This window comes from Sphingomonas sp. BL-S-05 (assembly GCF_055521695.1).
Genome location: NZ_CM145499.1, coordinates 1,944,296 through 1,960,889 on the forward strand (window position 1 = coordinate 1,944,296; position 16,594 = coordinate 1,960,889).

The window sequence follows — 16,594 nt, forward strand, 5'->3', positions numbered from 1 at the left end:
TAATTAACTTTTTTGGAGCACAGCTTCCTCCTCGAACGAATTCAGGGGCGCACAAGTCGTGCGCAGGGGGACCGAAATGTCAATTCATTCCAACGCTATCGGCAAGATCGCATGGCTGTCGCTTACCTTGGCCAGCACCGCATGGCCGGCATTGGCGCAGGCCCAGCAGAAGGTCGCGCCGACCGCGTGGGAAGCCAGCCAGACGGTCGACGATAACGACATGATCACGACCGGCGTCGCGAAGGGGCGCGACCGGCTGGACAGCGCGACATCGACCAGCGTGATCAAGGAGAACGAGATCACGAAGCTGTCGCCGCGATCGCTGGCCGACCTGCTGCGCAACGTGCCCGGCATCCGCGTCGAGGCGGCGGCGGGCGATGGTGGCAACGGCTATACGGTGCGCGGCCTGCCGATGGTCGCCGACGGGTCGAAATATCTGCAGATCCAGGAAGACGGCCTGCCCGTCATGGAACTGGGCGACCTGTTCGAAGCACAGGTCGATCATTTCGTCCGCGCCGATTTCAACGTGGCGCAGATCGAATCCATCCGTGGTGGTTCGGCCTCGACCTTCGCATCGAACGGGCCGGGCGGCGTCATCAACCTGATTTCCAAGACCGGCGAGGCCGAGGGCGGTTCGGTGCAGCTATCGGCGGGCATCGGTTATGAAAGCCACCGCATCGACGCCGATTATGGCGGCCATCTGGGCGGCGGCTGGCGCTTCCATGTCGGCGGCTTCTATCGCAGCGGCGAAGGCCCCCGCGCCACCGGCTTCACCACCTTCCGCGGCGGACAGGTCAAGGCGAACATCACCAGGGAGTTCGACGGCGGCCATATCCGCTTCTACGCCAAGCTGCTCGACGACCACACGCCGCTGCTGGCGCAATATCCGGTGCGCGTGACCGGCACGAACGAGAATCCGGAATTTTCGGACTATCCCGGCTTTCCGCTGGTCGGCAACACCCTGATGTCGTCCTACATCACGACCAACCCCGGCCCGCTGAACGGCGTGGTGAAGAACCAGCCGTTCCGCGACGGCATCCATGCGAAGGCGAAGAGCGGCGGCGCGGAACTGCTGTTCGGCCTCGCCGGATGGACGATCACCGATCGCTTCCGCTATTCGACGATGAGCATCGTCGGCACGTCGCTGTTCCCGAACTCGACCGGCACGCCGGCCGATCTGGCGGCCTCGCTCGGCATCGCCGACCCCGAATTCACCTATGTGAACGGGCCACTGGCCGGGCGCGCCTTCGACCCGTCGCGCGGTTCGGGCCTGCTGGCGTTGAGCCTCGGCGACAACACCAACACGCCCGATGCCGACAGCGTCACTAACGACTTGCGCGCCAGCCGGGTCTGGGCGACCGATCTGGGAAGCCTGACGACCACGGTCGGGGTCTACAAGGCGCGACAGAATTACGAGCAGACGCAGACGCTCACCTTCTTCGTGCAGGATGTGCAGACAGGCGGAAAGTCCAGCCTGGTCGATATCCGCAACGGCACGACCGGCGCGCCCGCCACGCAGAACGGCTTTCTGATCACCCTGCCCGGCGGCGGCACGGGCGTGCCGACCCGCTACACCAATGTCGCCTATGACATCACCGCACCCTATGGCTCGTTCAATCTGCAACATGACCGGATCGCGATCGGCGGCTCGCTGCGCTATGATGTCAATCGCGTCATCGGCACCGTGACGCCGGCCGCCCAGCCGGTCGATTACCGGCATGGCTATCTTTCCTATTCGACCGGCATCAACTTCCGCATTTCCGACCCGCTGGCCATCTTCGCCCGCTACAGCAAGGGCGGTCGTGCGGCTGGCGACGCGCTGCTGAACTCGCCGGGCATCAATCCGCTGACCGGCGACCTGATCGATCGGCAAAGCGGAAACGACTCCGTGCGCCAGGCCGAGGCCGGGGTGAAGTTCCGCCGGAACGGGCTGACCCTCAACCTGACCGCCTTCCATGCCGAAACCCGCGAAACGACGTCGCAGGTCAATCAGGACGCGGCAGGCAACAGCCAGGTCGCCTTCGTTCAGCGCGGCGCGCGGGCCTTCGGTGCGGAGTTCGAGGGCGGCTATCGCACCGGTCCGTTCAGCGTCACCGCCAGCGGAACGATGGTCGATGCGCAGATCACCTCGGCCGAAGATCCTGCGCTGGTCGGCAACACGCCGCGCCACCAGCCCGCGCTGATCTATCAGCTGACGCCGCAATATGACGTCGATCGTTTCTCGGTCGGTGCCAATATCGTCGGCGTTACGGGCAGCTACGCACAGGACGTCAACCTGCTGCGCCTGCCCGCCTATACGACGGTCGGGGCGTTCGTCGAGCTACGTCCCGTCGACCGGCTGGTCCTGAGCCTGAACGCCACGAACCTGTTCGACGCGATGGCGATCACCGAGACACTGGAACCCTCGCTTCCCGCCAGCAACATCGCGCTGGCCCGCACCCTCTATGGCCGTATGGTTTCGGCGTCGGTGCGGTTCTTCTACTGATACGATCGGACCGGGGTGCGCCGAACGCGGCGCCCCCGGCGTCCGGCAAGCGCGCATTCGCGTCCGGTTCCGCGCTCGGACCGTGCCGTCGTCCCGCGCCTTCCGAGTACGAAAACCCGTGCCACCTTGCGCACCGGCCTTCCTCCGCAACTTTCCGTGACACCACCATGCCCGGTGACGGCCGAACTGTTCAGCGTCCGCTGGGCGAGCCGCGCCGCAGCCCGGCCGCCGGGATGTTGCTCCGCCTGTTACCGGAACTGGATGAACGTGGCGTGGTGACGAGCCCTTCGCCGCCGATCTTTATCAAGCGCAAGACGCCGCTCCGCACGGCAAACACACGATCGTTCGAGGCGACAAGGAAGAAGATTGCCTCGCAGCTCGACGCCTTCCCAGCTCACCAATGCGCCAACCATCTCCGCGCTAGCGGCTACGCTTCAGCTTGAATGGATCCCCCTGAGGAATCATCGGCGTGTCCCGATATTCTGCGCCGGCTCTACCATCAAAGACAGCCAAGCCACACAAAAGTAATGATATTAGTCGGACGCATCATACTAATGAATAGCCTACCCGATTAGCAGTTGATTCACGTTGATCCGATACTTCCATGCCATGGTTTGTATCGGAGGATACGCAGGATGAAAGGTGCCACCAGTATTATGTGGCTAATTCATCGCTTTAAGCCGGACACGCGCGGCGCAGTGCTGATCGAATTCGCCATATTAGCGCCAATCCTGATCCTGGTACTTGGCGGAATTTTTTCCGGAGCCAATTATCTGCACGCGAGGATGGTCATCCATACCTATGCGCGGGAAGCAGCACGGGGCGTTTCGGTCGGATACATGACCGTGGCCGAGGCCAGACGTTTTGCCCGACGCGGGGCGAGCGGCGACCTGAATGTCCCCGTGACGACCACGATCGATCCGGCAACGAAGGGTGATACCTCGGATCAGGACGTCAAGGTCACATTGACGATATCCCCGGCCAATATGGCGCAGATCACGCCCATCGCACATATCATAACCGGGGGACTGTCGACCACCGTGACGATGCGGAGCATCGCAAATTGACCCGAGGAACGGCCGTGTGGAACCGTCGGTTGCCGGGTGATCGACGTGGCGCTGTTGCGGTCTTGATAGCGCTGCTGCTGCCGCTGCTCGTTGCCGTTCTTGGCCTCGTCATCGATGTCGGCATGGCATATGCCGAAAAAAACGCGTTGCAGACCAGCGCGGAGGCGGCTGCGCTGGCCGCGGCGGGTCATATCGCGACGGCGGACCGCAGAGCGGCACTGAAGACGGCGCAGACCTATGCCGGCCGCAACCAGCCCGGCGTGACGAACCTGGTGAGCGCGCCGGAACTGGAATTCGGCAATTGGGACGCGGGTAGCTTTACGCCGAACGGAACGATTAACGCGGTGCGGGTGACCGTGTCGCGGACGGCAGCAAAGAACAACGCCCTCCAAACCTTCTTTGCCGGAATGTTCGGACTATCGTCATGGGACCTGTCAGCCAGAGCCGTTGCGATCGCCCCCAACCCGATATGCATTCTCCTCCTCCACCCCACGCATGAGGAAGCGTTCGACGTGGATCCGGGTGCGCAGATCGATGCCCCGGATTGCGCGGTCCAGGTCAATTCGCGGGATTCCAACGCGCTGGAATTTGGCGAGTCTTCCTATGTGAACGTCGATAGCATCCGGGTCGTTGGCGGGTTCGACAAGTCGGACGAGGCTTCGGTCTCCCCTGCCCCGGAGTCGGGCGCGGTTGCGATCGCCGATCCCTACGCAGCCATCGCACCACCGACGAACACCAATTGCGGCGGCGCGGACCGTATCAAGGGGGGCACGGCCACCATCGGCGCGACGTACGCCTTTTGTAACGGACTGGAGATCGATGACGCTACGGTCACGTTCCTGCCGGGAATCTACGTCATCAAAGGCGAATTCACGTTACGGAACGGTGCGGCGATCAGCGGGAACGACGTGCTGATCTACATGGAGGGGGAAGAAAACGACTTGTTCTTCCACCGCAAGACAAGTTTCGATCTGAAGGGGCCGACCACCGGGCCATATGCCGGGATGGTGATCTGGTCGGATCGCGCCAACAAAAACGATCACGACATCTACTCGAAATTCGGTGCGTCGGCGTCGGGAACGATCTACATGCCCAACAGCCAGGTAGAGTTCGAGAACGACGTCGCATGGGAAGCAGATTGCATCCGGATTGTCGCAGCTAGAATGGAGTTGGATAACGACTCCAAATACAAATCAACAAAGCCGCATCGCAACTGCAAGAATAATATTGGTACAGCGAAAGCGAGACTGGTTCATTAATGATGCGCTCGATTTCTAGTCGAGCAATATTCAACGAGGAATAATTGCTTGCGGCCAAATTTCCTGAAGGTGATCCACGTGCCGAATGGCTCCGCCTCCTACCATCCTTTGAGATAAGGGCGGCGCTGACACCGGCATCACACCTGCACGGCGCAATACTACGGTTTCCTACACCCCGCGGCGCTGCCATTCTGTTTGCCGGCCACCATGGCTTCCCGCTTTCTCGACCCGTAGCTCTCCGTCCGGCGCAAAACGTGGCAAGTGTGAACTTAGTGAACTTTGGCCGGCATCCGCCGAAAAAATCCTAATAATTCAACTGCAACTGCGTCCGAAACACATCGCCCTCGGCCCGGCCCAGCCGCCGCTCGTCGGCCTCGGCGCGCTCCATCCGGGCATAGGCGATCGTCCATTCCAGCGCGGGCACCGGCTGGAACTCGATGCCCAGCTCGATCTCGTCCGTCTCCAGCCGCGGCGCGTTGACCGCCGCCTTCCACCCGCCGCGATAGGTCTGCCAGCGGACATAGGGCATGAACGGTCCCACCGGCGACTGCCGCACCCGCGCCGTTCCCTGCACATATCCACCCTGCAGCGCCTTGGTCGTGATGCCGCGCAGCACCGGGTCATATTCCGGCCCCCGCCCCCAATTCCATTCGGCCTGGAATCCGAACGGCTGGGGATACAGGATCGCGTGCAGCCCGATCCGGTCGTCGGCGAAGGCGACCGGACTGACCCCGCCGGTGCGCACCTCCGGCTGGACGCGGTTGGTATAGGCACTGCCGCCCACCTCCAGCACCCGCCCGCCGCCGATCTCGAACGGCCATGTCGCAAGCGCGACCGCCATCACCGCATCATTCGCTTCCTCGCGGTTGATCCCCTGCCCGTTATAAATGCCGATCCCGAACGCGCCGTAATTGCCGAACAGCTTCTGCCCGTCCTCGGTCAGCCGTTCCCAGATGTCGTCGACATGGGCCGGCGTATAATAGGCGACCACCCCGATATCGCGCTCGCTCGGCACTCCGCTGTTGATCGCGTCGCTGCGGTCGAGCGTCAGCCGGTTCGACGACGACTGCATATTCTCCCACCCGAACGGCACCTTCGACTGGCCGAAACGCAGCCGGAACCGCTTGTCCTTGTCGAGAAACGCATCGAAATAGGCGTCGCGCAGTTGCAGAAACCCTTCGCGCCGCTCGCCGACCGACTGGCTCGACACCGCCGTCGCGAAATCGGGTTGCAGGTAGAAGGACACCCGGTCGCCCAGATCGCCCTGCAGGATCAGGCGGATCCGGCGAAAGGTGAAGCCGGTATCGTCGCCGATGCCGCTGTCATGGACCGACCGCAGCCGCGCCGCACCCGCCGGCGCGGTCCGGTCGCCAGCGATGATCTCGTTGAGCCGCAACTGGGTATAGCCGCGAATGCGGATGCGATCGTACCAGCGCTTGGCCGGTGCCGGGGCGGCCGCGACCTGCGTCGGCGCTGGCGCAACGGGTGCTGCCGCCACCGGTGCCGGCGCAGCGGCGACGGCGGGCGGCGCCGCAGTCGCCTGCGCCGCCTTCATCTCGGCGATGACCGCCTTCAACTCGTCGATCTGACGCTGCAACTCCTGCACGGTCTGCCCGGCGGCAGGCGGTGCGACCAGAAACGACGTGGCGAGGATCGCCGGAAGGAGCTGCTTCATGGACCCGCGCCATGCCGTTCAGGCACGGCGCGGGTCAAGAACTATGACGATAGTGTGACGATCAGATGTGCAGCGCGCGACCATAGGCCGCCAGCACCGACTCATGCATCGATTCCGAGATCGTCGGGTGCGCGAACACCGTCTCGGTCAGTTCCTGCTCGGTCGTCTCCAGCTGACGGGCGACGACATAGCCCTGGATCATCTCGGTCACTTCCGCGCCGACCATGTGCGCGCCCAGCAGTTCGCCGGTCTTGGCATCGAACACCGTCTTCACGAACCCTTCGGCCTCGCCCAGCGCGATCGCCTTGCCGTTGCCGATGAACGGGAATTTGCCGACCTTGACGCTATAGCCCGCTTCCTTGGCCTTCGCCTCGGTAAAGCCGACACTGGCGACCTGCGGACGGGCATAGGTGCAGCCGGGGATATTGTTCTTGTCCATCGCGTGCGGATGCACGTCCTTGTTGCCCAGCGCCTTGGCAATGGCTTCGGCGGCGATCACGCCCTCATGGCTCGCCTTGTGCGCCAGCCACGGCGCGCCGGTCACGTCCCCGATCGCCCAGATGCCGTCGACATTGGTCTTGCCGTAACCGTCGGTCTTGATGTGGCCGCGCTCGGTCTCGATCTTGAGCGCTTCCAGCCCGATATTCTCGGTGTTCGGCACGATGCCGATCGCGACGATCGCATGGCTGAACTCGGTCGTCTCGACCTTGCCGTCCGCGCCCTTGATCGCGGCCTTCACGCCCGCCGGGCCGGCTTCCAGCTTTTCGAGGCCCGACTTGGTCTTGATCGTCATGCCCTGCTTGGTCAGCGCCTTGTGCATGAACTCGCTGACTTCGGCGTCCTCGACCGGCATGATCCGGTCGAGCATCTCGACGATCGTCACGTCGGCGCCCATATCGTTGTAGAAGCTGGCGAACTCGACCCCGATCGCGCCCGACCCGATGACCAGCAGCTTGGTCGGCATTTCGGGCGGCACCATCGCATGACGATAGGTCCAGATCTTCGACCCGTCGGCCTTGGCGAACGGCAGGTCGCGGGCGCGCGCGCCGGTCGCGACGATGATGTGCTTGGCTTCCAGCTCGGTGGTCTTGTCGCCCTGCTTGACCGACAGCTTGCCCTTGGCGGTGATCGTGCCGACGCCCTCATGGACGGCGACCTTGTTCTTCTTCATCAGCCCCTTGACGCCGGCGTTCAGCTGGCCCGCGACCTTGCGGCTGCGATCGACGACCTTGGCGAGGTCGAACGACGGCTTCTCCGCCGACAGCCCGTACTGCGCCGCGTGCATCATGTAGTGATAGATTTCGGCCGAGCGCAGCAGCGCCTTGGTCGGAATACAGCCCCAGTTGAGGCAGATGCCGCCCAACCGCTCGCGCTCGACGATCGCGACCTTCAGGCCAAGCTGGCTCGCACGGATCGCCGCGACATAGCCGCCGGGGCCCGAACCGAGCACGATGAGGTCGTAGGTATCAGCCATTTAAATGCTCCTAGGGCTCCCTCCCCCCTTGCGGGGGAGGGCTGGGGAGAGGGGTGGCGTCGGGGACGGCTCGATGCCGTTCCCGACGCCATGCAACGCGATGAGGATCGCGGTGCAGACGCCCTCGGGATTGTCGAGAATATCGGAATTGAACAGTCGCAGGACGCGAAAACCTTGCTGCGTCAGCCAATGGTCGCGGTCGCGATCATAGGCGCTTTCGATATGCTGTGATCCATCGGCTTCGACGATCAGCCGCCGCTCGAAACAGACGAAATCGACGATGTAGCGTCCGATCGGCTGCTGCCGGCGGAACTTGTACGTGGCCAGACGACGATTGCGCAGCAGCCGCCACAGGCTGCGTTCCGCATCGCTGGGATCCCGCCGCATCGCACGCGCACGAGAAAGGGCAACGCCCCCTCTCCCTCCCACCGCTTCGCGGCGGGCCCCTCCCTCCCCCGCCCGGGGGGAGGGAAAAGGTCCGGGAGCAATCACCCCTCGATCACCCGCGGCTTGCGGTGCTCGTCGATCGCCACGAACACAAAGCGCGCCTCGGTCACCCGGCACGTCGCCTCGCCGAAGCGGTCGCGGCGCCAGGTCTCGACCTTGATCGTCATCGACGTCCGCCCGACCTTGATCAGATCGGCATAGACCGACAGTTCGTCACCGACCGCGACGGGGGCATGGAACTGCATCGCATCGACGGCGATCGTCACCGCCCGTCCCTTGGCATGGCGCGCGGCGACGAGGCCGGCGGCCATGTCCATCTGCGACATGATCCATCCGCCGAAGATGTCGCCATAGGGATTGGTGTCGGCGGGCATCGCGGTCACGCGCAGTGCGGGCTGGTCGGCCGGTGGAACGGGCGAGTTCTCAACGATCATGCGGCACCTCCTTGGCGCGTTCCTCGGCCATGGCGCGCTGCACCTGCCGGATACCCAGCACGACGACGATCGCCATCGCCCCCCATGTCACGGTCCAGATGTCGCGCCGCCCCAGCGGATACGACCATGCCGACAGCGACCCGACCGCCCATGCCGCCGCCACCCCGGCGACGACATGCACGATCTCGGTCAGCAGCCGGCTACGCATTTACGCGATCAGGCCGAGGGGCGACTCCACCAGCGCCTTGAACAGCTTCAGCATTTCGGCACCGTCCGCGCCATCGATCGCGCGGTGGTCGAAGCTGCCGGTCGCCGTCATCACCGTGGCCACGCCCAGCGCGTCGTCGACGATGTACGGGCGCTTCTCGCCGGCACCGACCGCCAGGATCATGCCCTGCGGCGGGTTGATGACCGCTTCGAACTGCTTGATGCCGAACATGCCCATGTTCGACAGCGATGCCGTGCCGCCCTGATATTCCTCGGGCTTCAGCTTGTTCTCCTTGGCGCGGCCGGCCAGGTCCTTCATCTCGGTGCTGATCTTCGCCACGCCCTTGTTGGCGGCGTCGCGGATGATCGGCGTGATGAGGCCGGTCGGCGTCGACACCGCCACCGACACGTCGGCACGGGCATACTGCACCATTTCGTTGCCGAGGAAGGTGACGTTGCACTTCGGGCTGTTTTCGAGCGCGACGCCCAGCGCCTTGATCAGCAGGTCGTTGACCGACAGCTTCACGCCGCGCGCGTCGAGCGACTTGTTGAGGTCGCCACGCAGCTTCAGCAGCGCGTCCAGACGGATATCGACCGTCAGATAGATGTGCGGCACCTGCTGCTTCGATTCGGTCAGGCGACGCGCGATCGTCTTGCGGATGTTCGACAGCTTCTCGACCGTGTGCGGGATCGAATCGTCGAACCACACGGCGGCGGGCTTCGGCGCTTCGGCCGCCGGTGCGGCAGTAGCGACCGGAGCAGGCGCGGCGGCCTCGGCCTTGGGCGCGCTCGCGGCGCCCGGCTTGGCATTGTCCACGTCCGCCTTGACGATCCGGCCGTTGGGACCGCTGCCGGCGATACCCGACAGGTCGAGTCCCTTGTCGGCGGCGATGCGGCGGGCGAGCGGGCTTGCCTTCACGCGCCCGCTATCCTTGGCACCATCGCCCTGCGCGGCACCGGCACCCGCCGGGCGGCCATGGTCCGACGTTCCGGCCGGAGCCGGCGCGGCTTCGCTGCCGGTCTTGTTCGGATCGGTCGCGTCGGGCTTGCCCTTGAACTGGTCGTCGGCCGGTTCCGGCGTCTCGGCCTTCTTGGGCGCCGCGTCGACGGCCGATGCATCCTCGCCCTCTTCGAGCAGAATGGCGATCACCGCACCGACCTTCACATTGTCGGTACCCTCGGCGACCAGCACCTTGCCGATCGTGCCTTCGTCGACGGCTTCGAATTCCATCGTCGCCTTGTCGGTTTCGATTTCCGCCATGATGTCGCCGGACTTGACGGTATCACCTTCCTTCACCAGCCATTTGGCCAGCGTCCCCTCTTCCATGGTGGGGGACAGGGCGGGCATCTTGATCTCGATCGGCATGGGGCAGATTGGTCCTCTCAGGCTCGTCGCGCCTCTTCGCTGTCGGGCGCGTCCGGGTCAAGCCCCGGTACAGCTTGCACGACCCCGCCGAACCGGCGCATGAACGGTTGCCCAAGCCGAGGTCATCATGCGCACATATCTGGTCGTCGTCGACGAAAGCCCCGAAAGCGCGGTCGCGCTCCGCTTCGCCGCGCGCCGCGCGGTCAAGACCAATGGCGGAGTCGAGGTGCTGGCGCTCGTCGAACCACAGGAATTCGCCCCATGGGGCGGGGTGCAGGCGACGATCGAGGAGGAAGCGACCGAGCGCGCCGAAGCATTGGTACAGGCGGCGGCGGGCACGCTGATCGCCGAATCGGGGCTGCAACCGCATCTGACCGTCCGCACCGGCGATGGCCCGCGAATCGTGCGCGAGATGATCGCCGCTAATCCCGATATCGCCGCGCTGGTGCTGGGGGCCGCCGCCACCGGATCGCCCGGACCGATGGTCACCCACTTCGCCGGTACCGATGCCGGCGCCCTGCCCGTGCCGCTGATGATCATCCCGGGCAGCCTCGATCGCGAGGGAATTGATCGACTTAGCTGACCCGTCGGACATGCGGCGTTCATCTGCGATCCGCCAATGCGATATTGTGAAAGTACCGGGCGGGGGAGAGCCGCGCATGGTTCGCGCTCGATCCCCCGCGGGCTGCTGCTGTTCGCCGGATGTCCGGCAGCGTCCTCTCTTATATTTCAGCGCAGCACTGGTGGAATCGCGTTAGCGCGGAAGCGGCACAAAAAAAAGGGCCGGCGAACCGACCCTGTGAAAGTTTTAGGAGAGGATGCCTGAAAGGCACAGTCGTTGTGCATCGCAACCGGCTTGTTAGCAATTGCAAAAAACGAAACCAAACATTCAGTTTAAGCAATTTCACCCATTCGGATGATGGGTTTTCGCAAGCGATGGGTATCCGTCGAAACCGGTTGAGCCGCCGGGGCGAAGGCGGCATCCTCCCGCAAATGCGCAAGATTCTCCTGCTCCCCGCCCTGTTGCTCGCCACCGCCGCTCCCGCCCGGGATGCGCCAAAGCCCGAACGGCTGCGCGCCGACGTCGCCACGCTGGTCGGTTTCGGCACACGGCATACCGCTTCCGATCCCAACCATCCGACGCGCGGCATCGGTGCCGCGCGCCGCTGGTTCGCCGATCAAATGACCCGAATCGGACGCGATTGTGGCGACTGCATTACCGTCGCCAACATCGCACGCGGCTTCACCGGCCCGCGCGCGCCGCAGGGCGTGAATGTCGTCGACGTGCTCGGCTTCCAGCAGGGTCGCGACCCGCGCCGAGTCGTGATCGTCATGGGCCATATCGACAGCCGGGTCAGCGACGTCATGGACGCGACCAGCGATGCGCCCGGCGCCAATGACGACGCTTCGGGCGTCGCGCTGGTGCTGGAGGCGGCGCGTATCCTGTCGAAGGAGAAGTTCGACGCGACCATCGTCTATGCGGCGCTGTCGGGCGAGGAACAGGGACTGTGGGGCGCGCAACTGCTCGCCGACACCGCGAAGGAAAAGGGCTGGACCGTCACGGCCGTCCTCAACAACGACATTGTCGGCAACACCGTCGGTCAGGACGGCCGCCGCGTCGCCGACCGGGTGCGGGTGTTTTCCGAAGGCATTCGCGCCTCCGAATCGATCGAACAACAGATCGCCCGCCGCGCGGCGGGTGGCGAGGATGACGGCCCGTCGCGCGCGCTCGCCAAGACGGTCGATGCCGTGGCGAAAACTCTGCCCGGCGGCGTCGATGCCTTTCTCGACCGCCGTCCCGACCGGTTCGGGCGCGGCGGCGATCACGAACCCTTTCTCAAGCTCGGCTATCCCGCGATCCGCTTTTCGGTCGGGGTCGAGAATTACGACGCGCAGCATCAGGACCTGCGCCGCGACGGCACGCGAATCTATGGCGACACGATCGACCGGATGGACTTCCCCTATCTGGCGAAGGTCACCGCGCTGAACGTCGCGACGATCGCCCGTCTCGCGGCCGCGCCCGCCGCCCCGGCGGGGGTGTCGATCGACGGCGCGCTGTCGACCGACACGACGGTGCGCTGGTCGCCCGTCGCAGGCGCGGCCGGCTATCGCATCCGCTGGCGCCGCAACGATGCGCAGGACTGGACCGACCAGCGCGACGTGACCGGCGCGCAGGCGGTGCTGAAGGGCGTGATCGTCGACGATCACTTCGTCGCGGTATCGTCGCTATCGGCCGGCGGCGCGGAAAGCGTGCCGACCTTCGCCGGCCGCCCGCCGCGCTGAACCCCTTCCCGTTCGGTTCGGGCAGCTTCGAGCCTGTCGCGAAGCGCCCGTCGAGAACCCTATCGCCGTAGCGTCTTCGACCGGACCACCCGCCGCGGCACCGCACGCCGCGGCGCATAGGTCACCACCTCCTCGGTCGTCGTCGTGACCACCGACGGATGCTCGACCGTCACCGTCGTGACCGTGCGCGGCGGGTAGTAATAGCCGTTGGCGATATAGCCCGCTTCCGGCCCCTCGGTGGTCGTGGTCGTCGTTGTATAGCTGCGCGCGACCGGCGGCGCACCAATATGCCGCTCGACATAGCGGGTGCGCGGCGGCGGTGGCGGCCCGATCGGCTGCACCTGCTCGCGCATCGGCCCGAACACGACATCGGGTGCGACCGGCGCGTCGTCATAGCCGTCATAATAACCGTCGTCGGGCGCGATCGGCACATCGTCATACGGCATCGGATAGTCCGCGCCATAGCCCGGCTGCGGCGGGGGCGGGGGCGGCGGGGCACGGCGATCTTCGGCGCGATCGATCGCGGTACCGGCCAATGCACCGATCCCCGCCCCCAGCACCGTTCCGCCCAGCCGGTTGCCGCGTCCGGCGATGACATTGCCGGCAACCGCCCCGGCGACGCCGCCGATCACCGCACCGCCGACACCGTCGTCGCGGCGCTCGGCGGCATAGCGTTCATAGGCGCGATCGTCGCGGACATAGCGTCCGTCGTCGCGCGCATCCCAGTCGAGCCCGCTGCGCACGTCGTACACACGCCCGTCGCGATCGGCGAGCACCGCATCGTCATAATAGCGATACCAGCCATAACCCGGCTGCGGCCGGCTCAGGCCATAGACCGGCCAGTCCTGAATGAAGAAGTTCGGCGCGACCCAGTAGCGCGGCAACACCCAGCCGCGCACCGGCGGGCGATACGCCGCCCAGCCGCCCGGCGCATATTGGCCGCCGACCCAGCGCCCGCGCACCTTCCCGCCCCAGCGCGGTCCGGGCAGGTTCACGCGCGGCGCGCCGGCCTGCACCGCCGGCCCGCGCGGCAGCGCCTCGGGCGCCTGCCCCACCGGCTGCGCCTGGCCGACGCCGGCGGTCAGGCCGGACGCAGCGAGCAGCGCGACGGCGGCGGCATAGGATGGCGTTCGCATCGGCCGACAAAACTCCCTGAACGGCAAGATAGAAGGTCGAAACCCTATCACGCCGCCCGGTTCCCGGCCAATCCGCCGCCCATGCGTGCGCCGTCCCGCGCCGGGTCAGCCGATGCGCGGCGCCAGCAAAGCGACCAGCGCCTCGCATCCTGCCCGATCGGCGTCGTCGAACCGTCCCGGCAGCGGACTGTCGAGGTCGAGCACGCCGATCAACCGATCCCCGACTACGATCGGCACGACCAGTTCGCTGCGGCTGTCGGCGTCGCAGGCGATATGGCCGGGAAATGCATGAACGTCGGCCACCAGCTGGCTTTCGCGCGACGCCGCCGCGGTGCCGCACACGCCGCGCCCCATCGCGATGCGAATGCACGCCGCCTTGCCCTGAAACGGCCCGAGCACCAGTTCGTCGCCGACCAACCGATAGAAACCCGCCCAGTTCAGATCGGGCAGATATTGCATCAGCAACGCCGACGCATTGGCCATATTGGCGATCGCGTCGCTCTCATCGCCCGTCAGCGCGTCGAGCGCGCTTAGCAGGTCACGGTACAGGTCGCCCTTGGCGCCGGTGGCAATGTCGAACTGGTACATGCCCGCGATGTAGGCGGAACGGAGCCACGTTCCAATCCTCCCCAATCACAAGGGGATTCAGTCGAACCGCACTTTTCCCCGCCCCGCCTTGACTTGTGAGCGGCCCTTCTTCGCATCGACCCGCCGCACCTGCGACGCCTTGGTCGGCTTGGTCGCGCGGCGCTTCTTCGGAACGATCGTCGCTTCGCGGATCAGTTCGAACAGCCGCTCGCGCACCTCGCGGCGGTTCATCTCCTGCGATCGCGACGCATCGGCGCGCAGCGTCAGCACGCCGTCCTTGGTCAGCCGCGATCCGGCCAGCACCGCCAGCCGATGCTTGACCGCCTCGGGCAATCCCGGCGACGCCACCACGTCGAAGCGCAACAGCACCGCGCTGTCGGTCGTGTTGACATGCTGCCCGCCCGGTCCCGACGCCCGGGTAAAGCTTTCGACCAGTTCGCCGCTATCGATCGAAATCGACCGGGTGATCGGAATGCGCGGCACGTTAGATTTCGTCGAACCCCGCCGCGACGAAGCTGCGCGGCCATGGCGCGGTGACGTCGATCGCCGGCTTGTTGTCGCGCGGCACCATCAGCCCGGCCGCATGCAGCAACATGCCATTGCGCCCGCCCCGGCCATAGACCGGATCGCCCGCCACCGGACAGCCCAGCCCCTCCGCCATATGCACGCGGATCTGGTGGGTACGCCCCGTTTCCGGGAACAGCGCGACCAGCGCCCGGTCGCCGATCGTCCGCACCACGCGCCAGTTGGTCCGCGCCGGCTTGCCCTTCGCATCGCCGACCATGCGCCAGCCTTCCTCGACGCTGCTGACCTTCGCCAGCGCCATGTCGATCTCGCCCGACTCGCCCTTCGGAATGCCGTCGAGGATCGCCAGATAGCGCTTGGTCACCCGGCCCTGTTCGAATGCCTGCTGGAACCGGGCATGCGCCTTGGGATTGCGCGCCAGCAACAGGCAGCCGCTGGTATCGCGGTCGAGCCGGTGGACCGGGGTCGGTTCGCGTTGAAAGGTGAAGCGCAGTTCGTCGGCACGCGCGACGATGCTGGGCGATCCGTCGCGCGGCGGATCGACCGGCAGGCCGGCGGGCTTGTCGAGGACGATCGCTTCGCCATCGATGAACAGGACTAGGTCGTCGAGCATTTGCCTCCCTTGCCATCGTTGGCGACGCCGTGCCAGTGCGCTCGCGCGGTCAACCGCCCCAGCCGGAGACCATCGTGCGTCGATCCTTCGTCCTTGCCTGTGTCCTGTCCCCGCTCGCCGCCTGCGCACCGGCGGCCCAGCAAGCCCCTGCGCCCGTCGCCGTGCCGACCCCGGTAGCGACACCGACCCCGGTCGCCCCGCCATTTGTCGCGGCACCACCGGCGCCCGCACCGGTCACCGGCCCGGTCGCACTGTGCGGGCGCGGCACCGTGCAGCGCACCGCCGATGGCCGCCTGTTCAATCACTTCCCCTATCCCGACATGCCGGCAACCGCGCTGGTCGACGCCCCGCCCGCGCTCGGCGGATCGTGCAGGATTCATCCGGCGATGCTGCCCGACCTCACCCGCCTGCTCGCCGCGGCCGATGCCGACCCGGCGATCGCCGGCACGCTGCGCGCGGTATCGTGCCACCGCTCGGTCGCGCTCCAGCAGCTCACCTTCTGCGGCGGAATCGGCCCCGACGGATCGGGCAGCTTCGCCGAACGCGCATGGGCCTCCGCCCCGCCGGGGTTCAGCGAACATTCGACCGGCTATGTCGTCGACTTCGGCAGCGCGACCGCGCCCGCCTGCAATGCGGAAGGGTGTTTCGGCGCCACCCCCGCCGGCCGCTGGCTCCGCGCCAACGCCGCCCGCTTCGGCTTCGAAATGTCGTTCCCGGCGGGCAACAAGCAACAGGTGAAATGGGAACCCTGGCACTGGCGCTGGGTCGGCACGGCGGCCAGCGAAGCCGGCGCGACGCCGGCAAGGACCATGTTCGCGACTGCGCGGACGCGGTTTCCGGCCGAACCGAAGGTCGAGTGATCTAACAAGAACAGAAGAAATGGGTTCACGCGGAGGCGCAGAGACGCGGAGGCGTTCCGCGTGCAGGGATCTTACCCGCGCCAGCGGGCCGCATCTTCGTAGCAGCAACAGCCCCGGTCTGCCGTTCGCGGGCCGGTCGCCACTATCGAGCCTCTCCGCGCCTCCGCGCCTCTGC

Annotated in this window: 17 protein-coding genes; 7 read left to right on the top strand and 10 right to left on the bottom strand. The window is 65.9% G+C overall.

The window, feature by feature from the left end:
* The first annotated feature begins 76 nt into the window (after nt 1–76).
* From ACZ1JS_RS09080 to ACZ1JS_RS09095, 4 genes are all read left to right on the top strand, one after another.
* Nucleotides 77–2,485, top strand: coding sequence for a TonB-dependent receptor domain-containing protein (locus tag ACZ1JS_RS09080; protein ID WP_465165792.1), 2,409 nt, complete (start codon nt 77–79; stop codon nt 2,483–2,485).
* A gap of 167 nt (nt 2,486–2,652) precedes the next feature.
* The gene (locus ACZ1JS_RS09085) at nt 2,653–2,928 is read left to right on the top strand and encodes a hypothetical protein (protein ID WP_465165793.1); all 276 of its coding nucleotides are present in this window, start codon (nt 2,653–2,655) and stop codon (nt 2,926–2,928) included.
* A 192-nt stretch (nt 2,929–3,120) separates the two neighbouring features.
* A complete protein-coding gene (locus ACZ1JS_RS09090; protein WP_465165794.1) occupies nt 3,121–3,552 on the top strand; it encodes a TadE/TadG family type IV pilus assembly protein in 432 nt (143 codons plus the stop codon).
* A 14-nt stretch (nt 3,553–3,566) separates the two neighbouring features.
* A complete protein-coding gene (locus ACZ1JS_RS09095; RefSeq protein WP_465165795.1) occupies nt 3,567–4,811 on the top strand; it encodes a pilus assembly protein TadG-related protein in 1,245 nt (414 codons plus the stop codon).
* Between the two features lie 304 nt (nt 4,812–5,115).
* Here the strand turns inward: ACZ1JS_RS09095 and ACZ1JS_RS09100 are convergent, their stop codons facing one another.
* The 6 genes from ACZ1JS_RS09100 to ACZ1JS_RS09125 all read right to left on the bottom strand — a co-directional run bounded on the left by ACZ1JS_RS09100 (nt 5,116) and on the right by ACZ1JS_RS09125 (nt 10,414).
* Entirely contained in the window at nt 5,116–6,486 is a 1,371-nt protein-coding gene (locus ACZ1JS_RS09100; RefSeq protein ID WP_465165796.1) for a porin, read from the bottom strand.
* A 61-nt stretch (nt 6,487–6,547) separates the two neighbouring features.
* Nucleotides 6,548–7,960 carry a dihydrolipoyl dehydrogenase gene (gene lpdA / locus ACZ1JS_RS09105; RefSeq protein WP_465165797.1) on the bottom strand — a complete coding sequence of 471 codons (1,413 nt, stop codon included), beginning with the start codon at nt 7,958–7,960 and terminating at the stop codon, nt 6,548–6,550.
* Nucleotides 7,961–8,524: an endonuclease domain-containing protein gene (locus ACZ1JS_RS09110; protein ID WP_465165798.1), complete on the bottom strand. Its 564-nt coding sequence runs from the start codon at nt 8,522–8,524 to the stop codon at nt 7,961–7,963.
* Complete coding sequence (locus ACZ1JS_RS09115) at nt 8,449–8,841, bottom strand: acyl-CoA thioesterase (protein WP_345878240.1); 393 nt, start codon at nt 8,839–8,841, stop codon at nt 8,449–8,451. The genes ACZ1JS_RS09110 and ACZ1JS_RS09115 overlap by 76 nt, the downstream gene beginning before the upstream one ends.
* A complete protein-coding gene (locus ACZ1JS_RS09120; RefSeq protein ID WP_465165799.1) occupies nt 8,831–9,049 on the bottom strand; it encodes a hypothetical protein in 219 nt (72 codons plus the stop codon). Before ACZ1JS_RS09120 ends, ACZ1JS_RS09115 begins: the two co-directional genes overlap by 11 nt.
* Nucleotides 9,050–10,414, bottom strand: a complete 1,365-nt coding sequence (locus ACZ1JS_RS09125; protein ID WP_465165800.1) for a pyruvate dehydrogenase complex dihydrolipoamide acetyltransferase — start codon at nt 10,412–10,414, stop codon at nt 9,050–9,052. It abuts the gene before it with no gap.
* A 127-nt stretch (nt 10,415–10,541) separates the two neighbouring features.
* Here ACZ1JS_RS09125 and ACZ1JS_RS09130 point away from each other — a divergent pair, with 127 nt between their 5' ends.
* Entirely contained in the window at nt 10,542–10,997 is a 456-nt protein-coding gene (locus ACZ1JS_RS09130; RefSeq protein ID WP_242116632.1) for a universal stress protein, read from the top strand.
* Between the two features lie 410 nt (nt 10,998–11,407).
* Nucleotides 11,408–12,697: a M20/M25/M40 family metallo-hydrolase gene (locus ACZ1JS_RS09135; RefSeq protein ID WP_465165801.1), complete on the top strand. Its 1,290-nt coding sequence runs from the start codon at nt 11,408–11,410 to the stop codon at nt 12,695–12,697.
* Between the two features lie 59 nt (nt 12,698–12,756).
* Here the strand turns inward: ACZ1JS_RS09135 and ACZ1JS_RS09140 are convergent, their stop codons facing one another.
* The 4 genes from ACZ1JS_RS09140 to ACZ1JS_RS09155 all read right to left on the bottom strand — a co-directional run bounded on the left by ACZ1JS_RS09140 (nt 12,757) and on the right by ACZ1JS_RS09155 (nt 15,559).
* A complete protein-coding gene (locus tag ACZ1JS_RS09140; protein ID WP_465165802.1) occupies nt 12,757–13,833 on the bottom strand; it encodes an RcnB family protein in 1,077 nt (358 codons plus the stop codon).
* A 105-nt stretch (nt 13,834–13,938) separates the two neighbouring features.
* On the bottom strand, nt 13,939–14,421 hold the full coding sequence (locus ACZ1JS_RS09145; protein ID WP_465165803.1) for a GAF domain-containing protein: 483 nt from the start codon (nt 14,419–14,421) through the stop codon (nt 13,939–13,941).
* A gap of 57 nt (nt 14,422–14,478) precedes the next feature.
* A complete protein-coding gene (arfB, locus tag ACZ1JS_RS09150) occupies nt 14,479–14,904 on the bottom strand; it encodes an alternative ribosome rescue aminoacyl-tRNA hydrolase ArfB (RefSeq protein ID WP_242116636.1) in 426 nt (141 codons plus the stop codon).
* A 1-nt stretch (nt 14,905) separates the two neighbouring features.
* On the bottom strand, nt 14,906–15,559 hold the full coding sequence (locus tag ACZ1JS_RS09155) for an RluA family pseudouridine synthase (RefSeq protein ID WP_465165804.1): 654 nt from the start codon (nt 15,557–15,559) through the stop codon (nt 14,906–14,908).
* A gap of 74 nt (nt 15,560–15,633) precedes the next feature.
* On the opposite strand from ACZ1JS_RS09155, the gene ACZ1JS_RS09160 reads away from it, so the two are divergent.
* Nucleotides 15,634–16,419, top strand: a complete 786-nt coding sequence (locus ACZ1JS_RS09160; RefSeq protein ID WP_465165805.1) for a M15 family metallopeptidase — start codon at nt 15,634–15,636, stop codon at nt 16,417–16,419.
* Nucleotides 16,420–16,594: the final 175 nt, after the last annotated feature.

Excerpts from the sequence above, each read along its gene's own strand:
- ACZ1JS_RS09090 (WP_465165794.1), top strand. The coding sequence starts at position 3,121 with ATGAAAGGTGCCACCAGTATTATGTGGCTAATTCATCGCTTTAAGCCG.
- ACZ1JS_RS09120 (WP_465165799.1), bottom strand. The coding sequence starts at position 9,049 with ATGCGTAGCCGGCTGCTGACCGAGATCGTGCATGTCGTCGCCGGGGTG.
- ACZ1JS_RS09080 (WP_465165792.1), top strand. The coding sequence starts at position 77 with ATGTCAATTCATTCCAACGCTATCGGCAAGATCGCATGGCTGTCGCTT.
- ACZ1JS_RS09145 (WP_465165803.1), bottom strand. The coding sequence starts at position 14,421 with ATGTACCAGTTCGACATTGCCACCGGCGCCAAGGGCGACCTGTACCGT.
- ACZ1JS_RS09130 (WP_242116632.1), top strand. The coding sequence starts at position 10,542 with ATGCGCACATATCTGGTCGTCGTCGACGAAAGCCCCGAAAGCGCGGTC.
- lpdA (WP_465165797.1), bottom strand. The coding sequence starts at position 7,960 with ATGGCTGATACCTACGACCTCATCGTGCTCGGTTCGGGCCCCGGCGGC.
- ACZ1JS_RS09125 (WP_465165800.1), bottom strand. The coding sequence starts at position 10,414 with ATGCCGATCGAGATCAAGATGCCCGCCCTGTCCCCCACCATGGAAGAG.
- ACZ1JS_RS09140 (WP_465165802.1), bottom strand. The coding sequence starts at position 13,833 with ATGCGAACGCCATCCTATGCCGCCGCCGTCGCGCTGCTCGCTGCGTCC.
- ACZ1JS_RS09135 (WP_465165801.1), top strand. The coding sequence starts at position 11,408 with ATGCGCAAGATTCTCCTGCTCCCCGCCCTGTTGCTCGCCACCGCCGCT.
- ACZ1JS_RS09115 (WP_345878240.1), bottom strand. The coding sequence starts at position 8,841 with ATGATCGTTGAGAACTCGCCCGTTCCACCGGCCGACCAGCCCGCACTG.
- ACZ1JS_RS09085 (WP_465165793.1), top strand. The coding sequence starts at position 2,653 with ATGCCCGGTGACGGCCGAACTGTTCAGCGTCCGCTGGGCGAGCCGCGC.
- ACZ1JS_RS09155 (WP_465165804.1), bottom strand. The coding sequence starts at position 15,559 with ATGCTCGACGACCTAGTCCTGTTCATCGATGGCGAAGCGATCGTCCTC.
- ACZ1JS_RS09100 (WP_465165796.1), bottom strand. The coding sequence starts at position 6,486 with ATGAAGCAGCTCCTTCCGGCGATCCTCGCCACGTCGTTTCTGGTCGCA.